Genomic DNA, 15,064 nt, shown 5'->3' on the forward strand with positions numbered 1-15,064 from the left:
GGCTCCACACCTACAATCACCACCGCGGACACACCGCACTCGCAGGCAAGCCACCCGCCACCCGCGTCCCCAACCTCACGGGACAGAACACCTAGAGCATCACATTCGGTCCTCCCCGGTGACGCCCGGTGCCCGGCAGGGCCCGGGCGTTCCGGCGTCGGTGGTGCCGGTTCGGTGGTGGTGGCGTGGAAAGGCCGTGGACAGGGCGGATGTGCGTCCCTATCCTTCTGGCGATCTCTGCGTGTGACCAGCACCGCAGGCGTTTCCGGTGGGGGCCGCGTTGAGTACTGAAACCGATCGTGTCGAGCCGCGTCCGCGCGTCCTGCGTTGGCCGGCGGGCGATCCCCGGTCGTTGGCGGTGGCGGCGCAGGTGTTGATCGCGGCGCAGACCGCGCTGCAGGTGGTGGTGGCGGCGGCCGGTGGGATCAGGACGGAGCTGTTCCGGCAGTGCGCGCCGCTCAACGCGCCGCTGTTCATCGGCGCCGTGGTGGTGTTCCTGTGCTGGTTCCGGCGCTGCCGGCTCAATGCCGAGCGCTTCGCGCCCCGGACGCACAAGTACTCGACCGGGTTCGCCGTCGGGGCGTGGTTCATCCCGGGGGCGATGTGGTGGATCCCGCGCCGGGTGGCGCTGGACATCTGGCGGGCGAGCCCGCCGGCGGGCGGCGCCTGGTTGATCGACGCGTGGTGGGTCGCCTTCCTCGCCAAGACGGTCGGCGGGGTCGTCCTGGAGCTCACGCTGCCGTTCCAGTACCTGTACTCGCCCTATGACGCCGCGGTCGCGGTGGTGGCCGCGGTGCTGGCGATCCTGGTGATCCGGGGGATCACGGCCGGCCAGTACGCCGCGGCGAGCGCGGAGCCGGCCGTGCCGCCGTTCGCCGGTTTCTCCGCCCGCTGAACCGCCCGCTGAACCGCTCGCCGAACCGTCCGCTGAACCGCTCGCCGACCCGGGCCGCTATTCGGCGGTGCGTTGGGCCCGGTGGGCGGCGACCCGGACCCGGGTGGCGCAGCGCGGGGTGCAGTAGCGCTGGGGGGTGCGGCGGCCGGTGTCGATGAAGTGGCGCCCGCAGCCGGGTGCGGCGCAGTGGCCCCAGGCGCAGCTGCCGCGTTCGCTCAGCCACAGGCCGAGGGCGAGGGCGGCGGTGGAGAGCAGCCAGTGGGTGAGGCCGGCGTCGGCGGGGGCCCGGGTGTGCAGGGACCACGGGCGGCCGGGGAGCCGGACCAGGTGGGGGCGGGGCGGGTGGCGGTCGAGGAGGGCGTTGATCGCCTCGGCGGCCCGGTCGACGTCGTCGGTGTCGAGGACGGCGATCACGGCGGTGGTGGCCCGGCACAGCTCCCGGGCGTCGGCGTCGGTGAGCCGGAACGGCGGGCCGCCGTGGCGGTCCAGCAGGGCCTGGAGTTCGGCGGCGTCCGCGTCGGGGTCGGCGCGGACGGTGTTGGCGAGTTCGGCGAGGAAGTGGAGGCCGCGGGGGTTCTCCTCGTCGGGGGTCCTGGTCATGGCCACATGGTAACGTCAAAAACGGAATATAGGCGTTACGGAGGAGTGGCATGCGATACCCGGCATCGACGTCCGTGCTCATCGTCGGCGGGGGCCCGGTCGGCCTGACGCTCTCCGTCCTGCTGTCCCGCCACGGGGTGGACCACCTGCTGGTCGAGGCGCACCCCGGCACCTCCCGGCATCCCAAGGCCCGTGGCGTGTCGGCGCGTTCGATGGAGGTGTTCCGGCGCTGCGGGCTGGAACCGGAGATCCGGCGGGCCGGGCTTCCGGCCTCGCAGGTGTTCTTCTACCGCGGCCGCACCCTGGTCGACCCGGACTTCGTCCGCACCGGGGCGCCGACGCCGGACGGCCCCGAGCGGACCCCGGCGCCCGGGCTGATCTGCTCCCAGGATGCCCTGGAGGCCGTGCTCGCCCGGCGCGCCCGTGAACTCGCCCCGGACGCCGTCCGGTTCGCGACCCGGCTGACCGGGTACCGCGAGGACGGCGACGGTGTGCACGCCGTGCTGGAGGAGCGGGACGGCGGGGTGCGGCACACCGTCCGGGCCGACTGGCTGATCGGCTGCGACGGCGCGTCGAGCACCGTCCGGGCGGCCGCCGGGATCGCCATGGACGGGCCGACCGGTCTGGGCCACTTCCTCAGCGTCCGCTTCGAGGCGCCGCTGGGCGCGGTGGTGGCCGACCGGGCCAGTGCCTCGTACTTCCTGACCGAGCCCGGCCGGGGCGGCTTCCTGGCCGTCGACAACGACCGGCGCTGGATCTACCAGCACCCGTACGACCCCGGGCGCGAGTCCGTCGACGCCCTCCGGGACGACCACCCGAGGCTGGCCCGGCTGGTCCGGGACGCGGCGGGCCTGCCGGAGCTGCCGGTGACCGTCCTGGACACCACCACCTGGCGGATGGACGCCCGACTCGCCGCGGCCTTCCGCCGCTCCCGGGTGCTGCTCGCCGGTGACGCGGCCCATGTGACGCCCCCGACCGGCGGGCACGGCATGAACACCGGCATCGGCGACGCGGACAACCTGGCCTGGAAGCTGGCCTCGGTGGTGGACGGGACGGCGGGTGAGGCGCTGCTCGACAGCTACCAGGCGGAGCGCCGCCCGGTGGCCCGGCAGGTGATCGACCTCTCGCTGGCCAACTCCCGGGCCCGGACCAGCTACCGGATCGACGACGAGCTGCTGCTCACCGCGGCGTACACCTCCACGGCCGTCCTCCCGGAGACCCCGTCGGATCCATCGGCCCCACCGGCCCCACCGCGTCCGGCGCTCGACCCGGAGCGCGAGCACCCCGAGGGCGTCCCCGGCACCCGCCTCCCGCACCTGCGGATCGGCGAGGGCTCCACCCTGGACCTGGTCGGCCCCGGTTTCACCCTGTTCGCCGCGGACGTCGCCTGGCAGCGGCACGCCGACGCCGCCACCGCGGCCGGCCCGCCCGTCGCGCTGCGTCGGCTGCCGGCGGACCTGCTGGCGCGGCTCGGCCTACCGCCGGGCGGCGCGGCGCTGGTCCGCCCCGACGGTCATCTCGCCTGGCGCGCCGCGCGGTTGCCCGCCGACGAGGCCCGGCTGCCGGACGTGCTACGGCGGATCCTGGCCCGGGACTGAGCCCACCCGGGCCTCCGTCGACCGCGCGGCCTCGACCAGGAGGCCGCGGAGCTCGGTGAAGCGCTCCAGCAGCGGATCGCGGAAGTAGCCGCCGATCAGCTGGGACCAGCCGACCGGGAGCCGGTCGGCGAGGGCGAGCACCCGGGCGGTCTCCTCCTCGGACAGGCAGCGGCTCTCCCGCAGGCAGAACGCCAGCAGGTCGCGCTCCTGCCAGCGCTGCTCCGCGTCCTTGCCGGACCAGTCGACCAGGAGGTCCCGGGCGACGGACGCCGAGGTGTGCTGCGGGTGCTCGCAGAACTCCGCGTCGGGGTGGAGGCACCAGCCGTTCTCCAGGGCGGCCACGGCGGAGCGCAGCACCGCCCGGTCGACCGCGACCCGCGCCAACTCCCGGCAGTGGCCCAGCAGGGCGAGGGCGCGGGAGCGGAGGATCGGCGGGGCCAGCAGCTCCAGCGGGCCGTAGTCGGCCTCCACCGCCAGGGCGCGGTCGGCGAGCCGGGTGCGGCGCCGCTCGTGCGCGACCTCCGGCAGCCCGCGCACCGTCGCCGCCAGTGCGTCGGCCGCGCGCAGGAACGCGGCCGAGGCGTCGGTGAGCGCGTCCCGCCGCCGGCACTCGTCCTCGCCCAGCCGCTGGAGCCGGGCGGCCTCGACCGCGGCGCGGGCCTGCCGGAGGCCGGCGGCGAGCGCGGCGTCCGCCGCCCGCTCGCCGCTGCGCCGGGCCCAGAGGGCGGTGAGGAAGGCGATGGGGAGGGTGAGCAGGGCGGGGACTGTGGTGGCGAGCTCTGCCGGGTTCACGGGACCCGATGGTGCCGGTTCGGGGGAGCCGCCCGGGTCGGGCGACGGGAACTGAAGCAAACTGATCGACGGCCGACCGTTCCTCGATCGTTCACGATCGAAGCGTTGCAGGGCAGTTGCGCCGGGAGCGGGGTGGATCACGGCGACGCGTGACCGGCTCACGGCGGCGCCTGACCGGCTCACGGCGACGGGTGACCGGCTCCCGGCGGCGGCCCGGCGGAGGGTGACTCCCGTCCGCCGGGCCGCCGTCACGCGGTCAGGAGCGCCAGACCGGCGCGGTCGCCAGGGCCTTCAATCCGTCCACGTCCAGGGCCGGATCGCCGGGGTTGAAGGTGTAGTCGTTCTCGCCGTTCCACTCGTTGATCCGCACCTGGCCGCCGTTCGGGAAGTAGACGACGGCCATCCAGTGCAGGACCGGATTGGTCGCGGTCTTCCCGTTGCCGAAGCGGTTGGTGACGACGAGCGTTCCGTCCGGCCGCTTCTCGTGGACCTCCAGCGGGGTCGGGTGGTCGTTCCTCGCCGTCATCGCGAGGTCCTCCCGGCCGCGTTGGGACGGCGGGTCCACGGCGACCGTCAGCATGCTGGTGCGGCCCTCGAAGGTGACGGTGAGCGCGGCGTGGTCGGTGTCCTGCTTCCCGACCTTCGCCCCGGCGGGCAGCAGCGGGACGAGCTTCGCGAGCAGCTCCGCCTTCGACGGACCGGGGGTCGACGGCTGGGGAGCCGGGGTGAGGTTCGGCCTCGGCCCCTCGCCGGCCGGGGCGAGGGTGGCGAAGACCCGCTCCCAGGCGGGGGAGGTGACCAGGTCGGTCAGCTGGCTGTCGCTGGTGAGCGGCGGGTTGGGCCGGTTGACCGTGGCCGGCTGGCCGTTGTACTCGGTGAACGAGACCCGGCGGCCGTCCGGGCCCGCCCAGGTGACCCGCCATTCGCGGCCGCCCGGGGTGTGCTCGCTGCGCAGCTTGTCGATCACCAGCACGGAACCGTCCGGCCGGACCGTCCGGTCACAGGAGTCCTGCGGCGTCTGGAAGCCGTCCATGCAGACCGCGGCCGCCTCGGGCGCCAGGTCGGTCCGCTCCACGCTGAAGGCGACGAGGCTCGCCCCCGCTCCGTCGTCGAACAGCAGGGTGGCGCCGTTCCGGTGCTGGTCCTGCTGCCCTGGCGCGCCGCTGGCGAGCAGCTGCGTCGTGCCCTTCGGCAGCAGGCCGGTGACCAGTGTCGTCAACTCCTCGGAGTCCATCGTCGGTCGCTCGGGCCCCGGATCGGCCGGTCCGACCAGCCCGAAGGTGCCGCCCCCGACGGCCGCGAAGCCGCCGGCCCCGGCCAGCACCAGGACCGCGAGGGTGCTCGCGACGGCGGTCCGTCGGCGGCGACGGCGCCGGCGGCCGCGTTGTTCGGCCTGGGCGGTGAGGGTGTGCTGCACCGGCTCCGGTGCCAACTCGGCGGCCCCGCGCAGGGCCTGGGCGAACACGTCGCCGAACTCGTCGGCGAACTCGTCATCAGTGGGCATGGCGCAGCACCGCCTTCTGGGAGGAGGGGTCGGGTCCGTTCGGGCCGGCCGGTCCGGCGGACTCGGCGGGGCCGGCGCGGCCGTCCAGGACCGCCCCGAGGTCGTCGCCCAGCACCGTGCGCAGCTTGGCCAGGGCGCGGCGGCAGCGGGTGCGGACGGCGGTGTCGCTCAGCCGCAGGACGGCGGCCGTCACCTCCACGCTGCGGTCCTCCCAGAAGCGGAGCACCAGCACGGCGCGGTCCGGCGCGGGGAGTTCGGCGAGGGCGCGCAGCAGCGTCAGCCGCAGTGCCGGGTCCGGGTCGTGCACGCCGACCTCGGGGAACTCGTCGGTGACGCGCTCGGAGGCGCTGCGCTTGCGCCGGTAGGAGAGGAAGGTGTTGACCAGGACGGTCTGCGCGTAGCCGCTGGGGTTGTCCATCCGGGAGATCTTGCGCCACTTCAGGTAGACCCGGCCGAGCGTCTCCTGCACCAGGTCCTCGGCGAGGTGGGCGTCACCGCCGGTCAGCAGGAAGGCGGTGCGCAGCAGGTGCCGGGCGCGGGAGGCGACGAAGTCCGGGAACTCCGGCCAGGGCGGCCCGGCCTGGGCGTCCGGACTCGATTCTTGATCCATACCTGGCTAACGCGGTGGGTCGGCGGTTGTGTGACAGTCAGGTTGTCAGGTGCCGTGCTTCGGGTGGTCGGCCGGGGTCGGTGCCGGTGCCCGGGCGGGAAGCACGGCGGTGCCGAGGGCGAGCCACCCGGCGGCGAGCAGCCAGCCGCCGAGCACGTCCAGCGGCCAGTGCACCCCGAGGTAGATCCGACTGAGGCCGACCGCGACCGCGAACCCGACGGCGCCCGCGACGGCCGCCCCGGTCGCGCCCGGCGGGAATTGTCAGACACGCCCCAGCAGCCCCGCGCAGACCGCCGCGGTGAAGGAGTGCCCGGAGGGGAAGGAGAAACCGGACGCGCCGGTGGCCCAGTCGACCCGGGGCGGCCGGGGCCGGGCGAAGGCCTGCATCAGGCCCAGGCGCACCAGCTGGCCGACGATCAGCCAGAGCAGCGGGGCGAGCAGCAGCAGCGCGGCCCGCCGGGGCGGTCGCGGGGCAGGCAGGGCCCGGACGGCGAGGGCCCCGGCGGCCAGGGCGAGCAGATAGGGCACCACCGCGGAGCCGAGAGAGGTCACCACCACGGCCGCGGTCCGGGCCGCGGCCGGCCGGTGGGCGGCACTCCAGTCGTCGGCCGCCCGCTCGAAGCCGTACGGCCCCCAGGCGTGGTCGGCCAGCAGGGCCGCCAGGACGGCGAACAGCAGGGCCGTGACGGCCGCCACCACCGGCCACCGGGGCCGCCGGCCCGGCGGGTGCGGGTGCGGGTGCGGCGGGCCAGGCGGGCTCGGCGGGTGGTTCATCGGGTCGGGAGCCCTTCCTGGGGAGCGGGGTGCGGCCTCCATGATCGGGGGCGCCCCGCGCCCGCGACGGCCCACGCCGCGCGGGAATCGGCCCGGTCAGCGGCCGGGAGCGGTCGGCGGGGGAGCTGCCGGGAGGTGGTCCGGGAGGCGGCCGTACCATGTCCGACCTGTGGGTTTGCCGATCCGGGGCGAGTCCGGGAGAAAGGTGGGCGGGTGGGCAGGGGCCCGCGCCGAGGCGTGAGTGGAGGTGTCGGAGTGTCGGAGTGCAGGGGGGCCGGCGAGGACGGGGGGACGGGCCGGAAGGAGACGGCGATGGCGGCAGGAGTGGGACAGGTGTTCCGGGGCGAGGAGGTGCCCCGGAAGGAACGGTTCGACTGCTGGCGGGAGTTGCTGGAACGGACCCGGGCCTGCGACACCACCAGTGAGCACGCCGACGACTTCCGGGCCGAGCTGAGACGCTCCGAGCTGGGCGAGGTGGTCCTGCTGGGGACGGCCTTCCCCGCGGCCCGGTTCCGGCGGACCGAACGGATGGTGCGGCGGTCGGACGTGGAGGTCTACCACCTGTCGTTCCTCCAGCAGGGCGGCATGGAGCTGACCCGCGGGGACGACCGGACGGAGCTCCTCGCGCCGGGCGACCTGCACCTGGTCGACAGCTCGACCCCGTACGACCTGCGGACCTTCGGGGTGTCCGGGGTGGGCATCGACTTCCCCGCCGCGCTGCTGCCGCTGCCGCCGGAGCGGCTGCGCACGCTGCTCGGCCGCGGGATCCCGGCGCGGGCGGGTTCGGCGGCGCTGCTGTCGGAGTTCCTGCTCGGGCTGGACCGGCAGGCCGCGGCGCTGGGGCCGGACGAGGCGGCCCGGATGGGGGCGGTGACGGTCGACCTGGTGGCCGCCTGGCTGGCCCGCGAGCTGGAGGCCGAGGCCGTCCTGCCCGAGGAGGCCCGTCACCGGGCCCTGGTCCAGGAGGTCCGGGCCTTCGTCTGCCGCAACCTGCACGACCCCGACCTCACCCCGGCCGTGATCGCCGCCGCCCACCACGTCTCGGTCAGCCACCTGCACCGGGTCTTCACCTGCCAGTCGCAGGGCCGCACCCTGGCCGCCTGGATCCGGGAACGGCGCCTGGAACAGGCCCACCGCGAACTCGCCGACCCCGCCCGGCGCACCACCCCCGTCCAGACCGTCGCCGTCCGCTGCGGCTTCGCCCGGGCCGACGACTTCAGCCGCGCCTTCCGCGCCGCCTACGGCCTCTCGCCCCGCGAGCACCGGCAACAGGCGCTGGCCAGGGCGAGTTGAGGAAGTGTCAGGAAGAGGGGGTGGGTCCGGGGTCGGGGGCGGCCCGGTCGTAGCCTGAGCCGCGCAAGCCCGTGCTTCGACTTCCAGGGGGAAAGATGCGTTGGCGTTCCATGGCGACCGCCGTCCTGCTCGCCGCGGTCACCGCGACCGGACTGGCCGCGCCCGTCGCGAGTGCGGCCGAACCGAGTGCGGCTGAACCGGCGACGGCCGTACCGGGGGTGCTGGTCCCGGCCGCCGACCGCGAGATCAGCTTCACCGCGGACGGCACCACCGCCTACGGCACCGTGCACATCCCCGCCCACCGGGCCGGACAGCGGCTGCCTGCGGCCCTGTTGCTGCCCGGCAGCGGCCCGACCGACCGCAACGGCGACGAGCCGCCCGCGCTCACCCCGGGGACGCTGGCGGCGATCGCCGACACCCTCGGCGCCGACGGCGTGCTGACCCTGCGCTTCGACAAGTACTTCACCGGCCGCACCGGCCCCGGCGCCTACCAGGGCGACCCCGGCCGGCTCGACCTGCCCGCCTTCACCCGCCAGGCCGCCGCGGCCTACGACACCCTGCGCGAGCAGCCGGAGGCCGACCGGCACGAGCTGCTGGTGGTCGGCCACAGCGAGGGCGGGCTGCAGGCCCTGCTGGTCGCCCGGACCGTCCGGCCCGCGCCGGCCGGCCTCGCCCTGCTGGCCCCGCAGGACGAACGCCTGCTGGACCTGCTGAGCGCCCAGCTCGACGGCCAGCTCGACCAGGCGGTGGCGGCCGGGCAGGTCACCGCGGAGGCGGCCCGGGCGAACCGGGCGGGCATCGCCGCCGCCGTCGCGGACTTCCGGGCCGGCCGTCCCACCGAGGCCGACACGGCCGGGCTGCTGCCGCCGCTCGCCGGACTGCTGAACGCGCTGTTCGGGCCGAACAACGCCCGCTTCGTGCGCAGCGACGACGCGGTCTACCCGCCGGACGTCGCCCGGCAGGTCCGCCCCGGCACCCGGGTCACCGTCACCTGCGGCACCGCGGACGCCAACGTGCCCTGCGCGGGCGTGCCGCCGCTGCTCGCCGCCCTGGCCCGGGCGCACACCACCGGCCCGGGCCTGCGCACCCTGGACGGCCTGGATCACTTCCTGCACCCGGCCGGCACGCCGGTGAACGACCGTGCGCTCGCCCCGGCGGCGGTGGCGGCGCTGCACGAGTTCGCCCGCCCCTGGAAGCGGTGACGCGCGAACCGGCAACCCCGGCGACGGGGTTGCCGGTTCAGCCCGGCGGCTCTGGCGGGCCTGGCGGGCCTGGCGGGCCTGGCGGGCCGGAGGGGCCCGCGGCCCGGTGTCAGGTCGGCCGGCTGGCGGCCAGCAGGTCGTGCAGCAGCGGCAGCAGTTCCTCGGGGTCGGCCGCGGCGAGTTCGGCGAACGCCCCGCTGGAGCGGGCCAGGATCACCCCGGCGAAGGCGGCCGCCGCCAACTCGGCCCGCAGCTGCGGCCGGTCGACCCCCTCGGTGGTGAAGCGCTCGTGCAGCGGGTGCACCATCCGCTCGTAGAGGTAGGCGCGGGAGGCCTGCTGCACCTCGGTGTTGTCGCCGGGGAGGACGGCGGCCTGGAAGGAGGGCCCGGGTCCGCGCTGGGTGAGCCGCACCAGCAGGGTGCGCAGCCGTTCCTCCTCCAGCAGGTCGGCCGGTGCCTCGGCGCCCAGTTCGAGCTTGACGGTGGCCAGGTAGAGCTGGGTCTTGCCGCCGAAGTACCGGGCGATCAACGCCGGGTCCACCCCGGCCCGTTCGCCGATCTCCCGGGTGGTGGTGCGGTCGTAGCCGCGCTCGGCGAAGAGTTCCAGGGCCGCCCGGGTCAGCAGTTCGCGGCTGCGGGCGGCGTCCCGCCGCCGGGGCGGGGCGGGCTCGGTCCGGCCGTCGTTCCCGTCGAGGGGCTCGCCGTCGGGCGCGGTCACCGGTCGGCCCCCGCCCGCAGCACGGGCACCTCGGCCTCGCCGGCCACGGCGTCGGCGATGCTCTCTTCCACCATCAGCTCCTCGTCCACGCGCACGCCCTTCCGGGCGGCGGCCGCGGCGCTGAGCCGCGGCAGGACGATCGTAGTCAGCCCGATCACCACCCACACCACGCAGCCGATCAGCGCCGCGTCCCGGTAGCCGCTGTCGGTCGGCAGCAGCCGTCCCGGCTGGGTGTGGGCCTGGAGCACCGCGCCGCACAGCGCGCTGCCGGTGGAGTAGCCGATGGTGCGCAGCAGCTGGTTGAAGCTGACCGCGCTGCCGACCTCGCCGGCGGGCACCGCGGCGACGATCAGCCCCGGCATCACGGCGAAGGTGCAGCCGACCCCGAGCCCGGCCAGCGCCATCACCACCAGGTGGCCCCACAACTGCTCGCGGCCGAAGAGGAAGAACAGCATCGAGCCCAGCGAGACGGCGCAGCCGATCGGCAGCACCAGGGCGGAGGAGGTGCGCCGGGTGACGACCGGCACCATCTTGCTGGAGGCCAGGCTGGCCGCCGAGAAGGGCAGCAGCACCAGCCCGGCGACCACGACCGAGGCGCCCAGGCCGTAGCCGGTGCTGGTCGGGGTCTGGACGTAGCGGATCACCAGGGAGATCAGCAGGTACATCCCGACGCCGCCGACCAGGCCGGCCACGTCCGCGGTGAGCACGATCGGGTTGGTCAGGCTGCGCAGGTCGACCAGCGGGTGGGCGGTGCGCAGCTCGTGCCGGATCCAGGCGGCGAGCAGCAGCAGCGAGACGGCCGCGACCGTCCACAGCCGACCGCTGGCCCAACCCCAGCTCTCGCCCTCGCTGAGCACCAGCAGCAGCCCGACCAGGGCGAGGCTGAGCAGCACCGTGCCGAGCAGGTCCAGCGGGCGCCGTTCGCGCGGTGCGGGCCTGGGCAGCACGAGGGCGGCCAGCACCAGGGCCAGGCCGCTGATCACGGCGCCGAACCAGAATCCGGCGTGGATCCCGAAGGACTGGGCGATCAGCCCGGTGATCGGGTAGCCGAGGCCGACGCCGGCGACGGTGGTGATCGACAGCAGTGCGACCGCCGGGCGGGACTTCTCGCCCGGCAGGGCGTCCCGCGCGGTGGCGATGGCCAGCGGCGTCAGGCCGACGCCGACGCCCTGCAGCGCCCGTCCGGCGATCAGCCACCAGAAGCCGAGCGGCAGCGCGGCCAGCACGCTGCCGACCACCACCACGGCGGCGGCCGCCAGGGTGACCGTACGGCGGTCCGGCCCGTCGCCGAGGCGGCCCAGCACCGGGGTGGCGACCGCCCCGACCAGCATGGTGACGGTCAGCGACCACTGGGCCTCGGCGAGCGAGACGTGGTTGACGGTGGCGATGGTCGGGATCATCGGCGCGCCGAGACTGCTGATCACCGCCACCACCGCGCTGAGGAACACCAGGACGGGCACCAGGGCCCGCTCACGTCGCGTCGACAGGCCCGTTCGGGTCTCCATGGACGCGCCCTCCCTTGTCACAGATCGAGCATCGGAACCGGGGAGCGGGACGCCGACCCCCGGGCATCCCGGGGTACAGGTGTGACCAAGGGATGTCATCATCCGATGTCATCGGATGATGTCTTCAGATGATGACATGCCGAAGGGCCGGCGCAGAAGCCGGGTCGGCGATGGAATTCTTCGTCGGTCCGTGGAGTCGGACGGGCGCGTCGCCCAGGGGTGGGCGTACGGGCCCACGGGCCGGCGGTCGAAGCGGGAGGCCTGATCGGGCCGGGCTCGGCCGTTGGGCCCGCCGTCACGGGCGGGGCAGCAGGGACTCCCATACATCGCGTTCGGCTGTGGCCGACCAGACCACGTCCCCGTGGCCGTAGCCCGGCACCACCCGGTAGTCGACCCGGGCGCCGCCGGCGCGGACCAGCCGGGCCCCGAGGTCGTGGTCGCCGCGCCCCGACTCGGCGTTCACCCAGACCACGTCGGCCCGGATCGCGGCCCAGTCGATCCGGTGGGTGTCGGTCCGGCCGGCCCAGAGCGCCGCCAGGTCGCGCAGCAGCGCGGTCGGCTGGAGGCCGCTGCCGAGCCGGGCGATCGCCTCCCGCCAGACCGGCAGCGGGGTGTGGGTCAGACCGAAGCGGTCGTCCGCGGGCGTGGCGCCGAAGACGTAGTCGCCGTCGCTGTGGCCGCGGTGGTGGATCCAGTTGGCGGGCCCGGGCAGCTCCCGGGTGCGGGTCAGGGCGTAGTGCAGCAGTCCGAGGTTGCTGAACTGCCCTGCCCGCCCGGCCGGTCGGGGCAGGCCGCTCGGGCCGTCCGGGTCGGTGGCGGCCCGGGCGAACAGGCCCTTCAGGCCGGGGTCGACGGTCGTCACGCCTGCCGCCAGTTGCTGGTCGAGCAGGTCGGTGAGGGCCTCGGCCCGGGCGACCAGGTCGGGTTCGGTCCGCGGGTCGTAGGGGCCGGTGGTGTCGAGGACGAGGACCCGGCGCAGGGCGTCGTCACCGCTGCGGGCGGCGGCGGTGGCCAGGGCGAGCGCGGCCCCGGCGGAGTGGCCGAGCAGGTCGTACGGCAGGCCGGTGACGGATCCGGCGGCGGTGACCACCCGTTCGAGGTCTTCCCGGTGCCCGTCCAGGCCCCAGTCGGCGCACCGGGGGCCGATGCGATCGGCGGTCAGTGCGTCCTCGCGCGGGGTGGTGCCGATGACCAGGTACCCGTGGTCGGCGAGGAAGCGGGCGAGGCTGCGGCCCTGCGCGGTGCAGTAGTTGGCGGCGACGTTGAGCCCGCCGCCCGGGAGCAGGTGCACCACCCGGTGGACCGGGCGCTCCGCGCCGCGGGTATCTTCCAGGACGTCGACCGTGAAGGCGTCCCCGTGCCGGTCCGGGACGACCAGCCGGCGGTGTCCGGGACCGACCCGCAGCACCGCCGGGTCGTCGCAGCCGAGGGCCGCCCCCAGCTCCTCGACGACGTCCGTGCCCACCGCTGTTCCTCCCGTACCCGAGCCGCTCGCGCCGCCGGAGGGCGCTGAGCAGCGCCGACCGGCGTCGAACAGTGTGACGTATCACCGCTGTCGGCCGCGAGGTAGCGTTGGGTAGAGATGGCATGTACGCTGCGTGTCGCTGGTTGAACAGTATGCGGGCCTGGCCGCTGCTCCGTGGGGGGAGTCACGCCCAGGCCCGGTCGCCGGCCTGGGCCCGGTCGCACTCGTGGGGGAGTCGCGGTCGGGCCCGTCGCCGGTCGAGTTTCGTATGCCCGGTCAACGGTCCGTCCAGACATGACAATTGTCCAGTGGGAGGGCGATTCCAGGCGCGTTCGTCCAGAAGCGCAGGTGGCGGGGCCGTTCCTGACATCACCTCAGTTGTGGGGCCGGTGTCCGGGAGTGCCCGGACGCCGGCCCCGGCCCGCTCGACTCGGCGGGCCAGGAGCTGCCGCAGCTGGTCGATGACGAACTGCGGGTTCTCCTCCATCACCCAGTGGTTGGCGTTCGGGGCCACCGCGGTGGTCACGTTCGCGGGCACGGCCACGTTCTTCAGGTCCTCGCCGATCGAGTCGCGCATGCTGCACTCCCCGCCGAGGCCGAGCACCGGAACGGTCAGCTTCTGCGCGTCGAGCAGCGCCTGCACCTCCTGCTCGCGGCGGCGCCGCCGACGCAGCCGGCACCCCGCCCGGCGGGCTGCCGGGCTCCATCCCCGCCGCGACCGGCCAGCGGCGCAGACGCTTCGTCAACTCGACTGCCAAGGAGGTGACTTACCCCATGTGATCGTTTCGACGTGAGGCGCCTGGTAGCGCTGCGGCCGGGCCCCTCGGACGCCGGGGCGCCGGGGCGCCTGGCCGCAGCGGCGTCAGTACAAGTCGGTGTAGCCCGCGTGACTGCCGATCTGCCCCGAGGAGTCGGTGGCGTTGCCGACGGCGTAGGACTGGTAGTTGGCGTCGTCGACCATGGCGGTGTAGCAGTAGTACTGCCCGGCGCCCGAGTCCCAGGACGAACGGTCGCAGCCTTCCCGCTGGTTGTCCCTCTGGCGGACCACGTTCGCCCAGAGATTGCCGCCCCGGGAGTAGACCCGGGCCCAGACGGTGCGGCACGACGGGCTGTACCGCAGTTCGAGGGTGCCGACCTGGCCGATGCCGTCGGCGTTCAGGGGGACGGACCGCGCGGTGATCGCGTCGGCGGCGCAGCCGGACGAGATCGGGTCCTGCCCGTCGCGGCCGGCGGCGTTCGCGGTCCCGCCGACGCCTGCGGCCAGGGCGACGGTGACCGCGCCGACCGCGGCCGCCCGCTTGAGAGTGGTGGAGATGCGCATGTGACCCTCCGGGGGCGGCTGGTGATCAGTACTGGGTCGAGCAGGCGCGGCCGCCGTTGTTGTCCTCCTCGTCGCAGGCATAGGACTGGACGTTGGCGTCGTTCACCATCGCGGTGTAGAACGGCCCGGAGGCGTTGGAGGGGACGTACACGCTGCGGACCTCCCTGCCGGTGCTGTGGATCGAGATGGTGTCGCCAATCCCGTTCATGCCGGCGCTGCGGCGGGCCCAGGCGGCCCGGCAGGAGGGGCTGTAGCGCAGCTCGACGCCGAGGACCGAGGTGTCGATGGTCCGGGCGTCGCTGGCACAGGTGGTGTTGGCGGGGTTGAGCCCGCTGCAGCTGCTGGCGTAGCAGCTCGTCGCGGCGAACGCGGGCGTGGCACCGGCGCCGAGCAGCAGACCGGTGACGGCGATGGCCATGGTGGCACCGGCGCTCGCGATACGGCGGGTCGTCACGCGCATGGAAGGACTCCTTCGGGGAAGCGTCGTACGGGGTGTGCGTCTTGCGGGGATTGCCGCGACGCAGAGTGTTGCGCCCGGAGTCCGCCCCCGTCACCGGCTGGGCGTCCCCGGTCGTCCCCGGGACGCGCGCCCGCACCGCCGGGACGCCCGACCGCACCGCGGGAACGCCACTGGGACGTGGGACGGCGCTGGTCCGGGGCGGTCCGGGGCGGTCTTCCGCCGGGTGGAGCAGGCCTCAGAAAGTGTTGGGTTAGCTGGTGACTACTGGTTGTTGAGGTCGTCGGCGAGGCGGCGTGCTGCTTCGGTCTCGATGGTGCCGCGCGGTTC

14 protein-coding genes and 2 pseudogenes are annotated in these 15,064 nt (G+C 74.9%); 4 read left to right on the plus strand and 12 right to left on the minus strand.

Annotated features, from left to right (window positions below; all coding sequences use genetic code 11):
- Window positions 1–280 precede the first annotated feature (280 nt).
- Entirely contained in the window at window positions 281–895 is a 615-nt protein-coding gene (locus ABTZ03_RS43250; RefSeq protein WP_350518774.1) for a DUF4328 domain-containing protein, read from the plus strand.
- Window positions 896–952: 57 nt separating this feature from the next.
- Here ABTZ03_RS43250 and ABTZ03_RS43255 read toward each other — a convergent pair whose 3' ends face one another.
- Window positions 953–1,495, minus strand: a complete 543-nt coding sequence (locus ABTZ03_RS43255) for a CGNR zinc finger domain-containing protein (RefSeq protein ID WP_350518775.1) — start codon at window positions 1,493–1,495, stop codon at window positions 953–955.
- 50 nt (window positions 1,496–1,545) lie between these two features.
- Between ABTZ03_RS43255 and ABTZ03_RS43260 the strand changes: the two genes are divergently transcribed.
- A complete protein-coding gene (locus tag ABTZ03_RS43260) occupies window positions 1,546–3,093 on the plus strand; it encodes an FAD-dependent monooxygenase (protein ID WP_350518776.1) in 1,548 nt (515 codons plus the stop codon).
- On the opposite strand, the gene ABTZ03_RS43265 is transcribed toward ABTZ03_RS43260, so the two are convergent.
- The 5 genes and pseudogenes from ABTZ03_RS43265 to ABTZ03_RS43285 all read right to left on the minus strand — a co-directional run bounded on the left by ABTZ03_RS43265 (window position 3,067) and on the right by ABTZ03_RS43285 (window position 6,695).
- Window positions 3,067–3,885: a hypothetical protein gene (locus tag ABTZ03_RS43265; RefSeq protein WP_350518777.1), complete on the minus strand. Its 819-nt coding sequence runs from the start codon at window positions 3,883–3,885 to the stop codon at window positions 3,067–3,069. The two genes, ABTZ03_RS43260 and ABTZ03_RS43265, sit on opposite strands and share 27 nt — an antisense overlap.
- Before the next feature lie 256 nt (window positions 3,886–4,141).
- The gene (locus tag ABTZ03_RS43270; protein WP_350518778.1) at window positions 4,142–5,389 is read right to left on the minus strand and encodes a hypothetical protein; all 1,248 of its coding nucleotides are present in this window, start codon (window positions 5,387–5,389) and stop codon (window positions 4,142–4,144) included.
- 97 nt (window positions 5,390–5,486) lie between these two features.
- Window positions 5,487–5,999: pseudogene (locus tag ABTZ03_RS43275) on the minus strand (SigE family RNA polymerase sigma factor); the annotation flags it as partial.
- 45 nt (window positions 6,000–6,044) lie between these two features.
- Window positions 6,045–6,221 (minus strand): annotated as a pseudogene (locus tag ABTZ03_RS43280) (phosphatase PAP2 family protein); the annotation flags it as partial.
- Between the two features lie 39 nt (window positions 6,222–6,260).
- Entirely contained in the window at window positions 6,261–6,695 is a 435-nt protein-coding gene (locus tag ABTZ03_RS43285; RefSeq protein ID WP_350518780.1) for a hypothetical protein, read from the minus strand.
- A 390-nt stretch (window positions 6,696–7,085) separates the two neighbouring features.
- On the opposite strand from ABTZ03_RS43285, the gene ABTZ03_RS43290 reads away from it, so the two are divergent.
- Together ABTZ03_RS43290 and ABTZ03_RS43295 are read left to right on the plus strand one after the other, a co-directional pair.
- Window positions 7,086–8,066, plus strand: coding sequence for a helix-turn-helix domain-containing protein (locus ABTZ03_RS43290; RefSeq protein WP_350518781.1), 981 nt, complete (start codon window positions 7,086–7,088; stop codon window positions 8,064–8,066).
- Between the two features lie 95 nt (window positions 8,067–8,161).
- Window positions 8,162–9,268, plus strand: a complete 1,107-nt coding sequence (locus ABTZ03_RS43295; protein WP_350518782.1) for an alpha/beta hydrolase family protein — start codon at window positions 8,162–8,164, stop codon at window positions 9,266–9,268.
- Between the two features lie 109 nt (window positions 9,269–9,377).
- Here ABTZ03_RS43295 and ABTZ03_RS43300 read toward each other — a convergent pair whose 3' ends face one another.
- The 6 genes from ABTZ03_RS43300 to ABTZ03_RS43325 all read right to left on the minus strand — a co-directional run bounded on the left by ABTZ03_RS43300 (window position 9,378) and on the right by ABTZ03_RS43325 (window position 14,737).
- On the minus strand, window positions 9,378–9,986 hold the full coding sequence (locus tag ABTZ03_RS43300; RefSeq protein WP_350518783.1) for a TetR/AcrR family transcriptional regulator: 609 nt from the start codon (window positions 9,984–9,986) through the stop codon (window positions 9,378–9,380).
- Window positions 9,983–11,491 carry an MFS transporter gene (locus ABTZ03_RS43305; RefSeq protein ID WP_350518784.1) on the minus strand — a complete coding sequence of 503 codons (1,509 nt, stop codon included), beginning with the start codon at window positions 11,489–11,491 and terminating at the stop codon, window positions 9,983–9,985. The genes ABTZ03_RS43300 and ABTZ03_RS43305 overlap by 4 nt, the downstream gene beginning before the upstream one ends.
- A gap of 295 nt (window positions 11,492–11,786) precedes the next feature.
- The gene (locus ABTZ03_RS43310) at window positions 11,787–12,956 is read right to left on the minus strand and encodes a hypothetical protein (protein WP_350518785.1); all 1,170 of its coding nucleotides are present in this window, start codon (window positions 12,954–12,956) and stop codon (window positions 11,787–11,789) included.
- 184 nt (window positions 12,957–13,140) lie between these two features.
- A complete protein-coding gene (locus tag ABTZ03_RS43315) occupies window positions 13,141–13,599 on the minus strand; it encodes an alpha/beta fold hydrolase (RefSeq protein ID WP_350518786.1) in 459 nt (152 codons plus the stop codon).
- 219 nt (window positions 13,600–13,818) lie between these two features.
- Complete coding sequence (locus ABTZ03_RS43320; protein ID WP_350518787.1) at window positions 13,819–14,277, minus strand: DUF2690 domain-containing protein; 459 nt, start codon at window positions 14,275–14,277, stop codon at window positions 13,819–13,821.
- 25 nt (window positions 14,278–14,302) lie between these two features.
- The gene (locus ABTZ03_RS43325) at window positions 14,303–14,737 is read right to left on the minus strand and encodes a DUF2690 domain-containing protein (protein ID WP_350518788.1); all 435 of its coding nucleotides are present in this window, start codon (window positions 14,735–14,737) and stop codon (window positions 14,303–14,305) included.
- Window positions 14,738–15,064: the final 327 nt, after the last annotated feature.

It is taken from the genome of Kitasatospora sp. NPDC096077 (assembly GCF_040303245.1).
In the GTDB taxonomy this organism is placed as follows: Bacteria; Actinomycetota; Actinomycetes; order Streptomycetales; family Streptomycetaceae; genus Kitasatospora.

Coding starts and splice junctions, on each gene's coding strand:
- ABTZ03_RS43325 (WP_350518788.1), bottom strand. CDS start 14,737: ATGCGCGTGACGACCCGCCGTATCGCGAGCGCCGGTGCCACCATGGCC.
- ABTZ03_RS43295 (WP_350518782.1), top strand. CDS start 8,162: ATGCGTTGGCGTTCCATGGCGACCGCCGTCCTGCTCGCCGCGGTCACC.
- ABTZ03_RS43320 (WP_350518787.1), bottom strand. CDS start 14,277: ATGCGCATCTCCACCACTCTCAAGCGGGCGGCCGCGGTCGGCGCGGTC.
- ABTZ03_RS43305 (WP_350518784.1), bottom strand. CDS start 11,491: ATGGAGACCCGAACGGGCCTGTCGACGCGACGTGAGCGGGCCCTGGTG.
- ABTZ03_RS43260 (WP_350518776.1), top strand. CDS start 1,546: ATGCGATACCCGGCATCGACGTCCGTGCTCATCGTCGGCGGGGGCCCG.
- ABTZ03_RS43290 (WP_350518781.1), top strand. CDS start 7,086: ATGGCGGCAGGAGTGGGACAGGTGTTCCGGGGCGAGGAGGTGCCCCGG.
- ABTZ03_RS43255 (WP_350518775.1), bottom strand. CDS start 1,495: ATGACCAGGACCCCCGACGAGGAGAACCCCCGCGGCCTCCACTTCCTC.
- ABTZ03_RS43270 (WP_350518778.1), bottom strand. CDS start 5,389: ATGCCCACTGATGACGAGTTCGCCGACGAGTTCGGCGACGTGTTCGCC.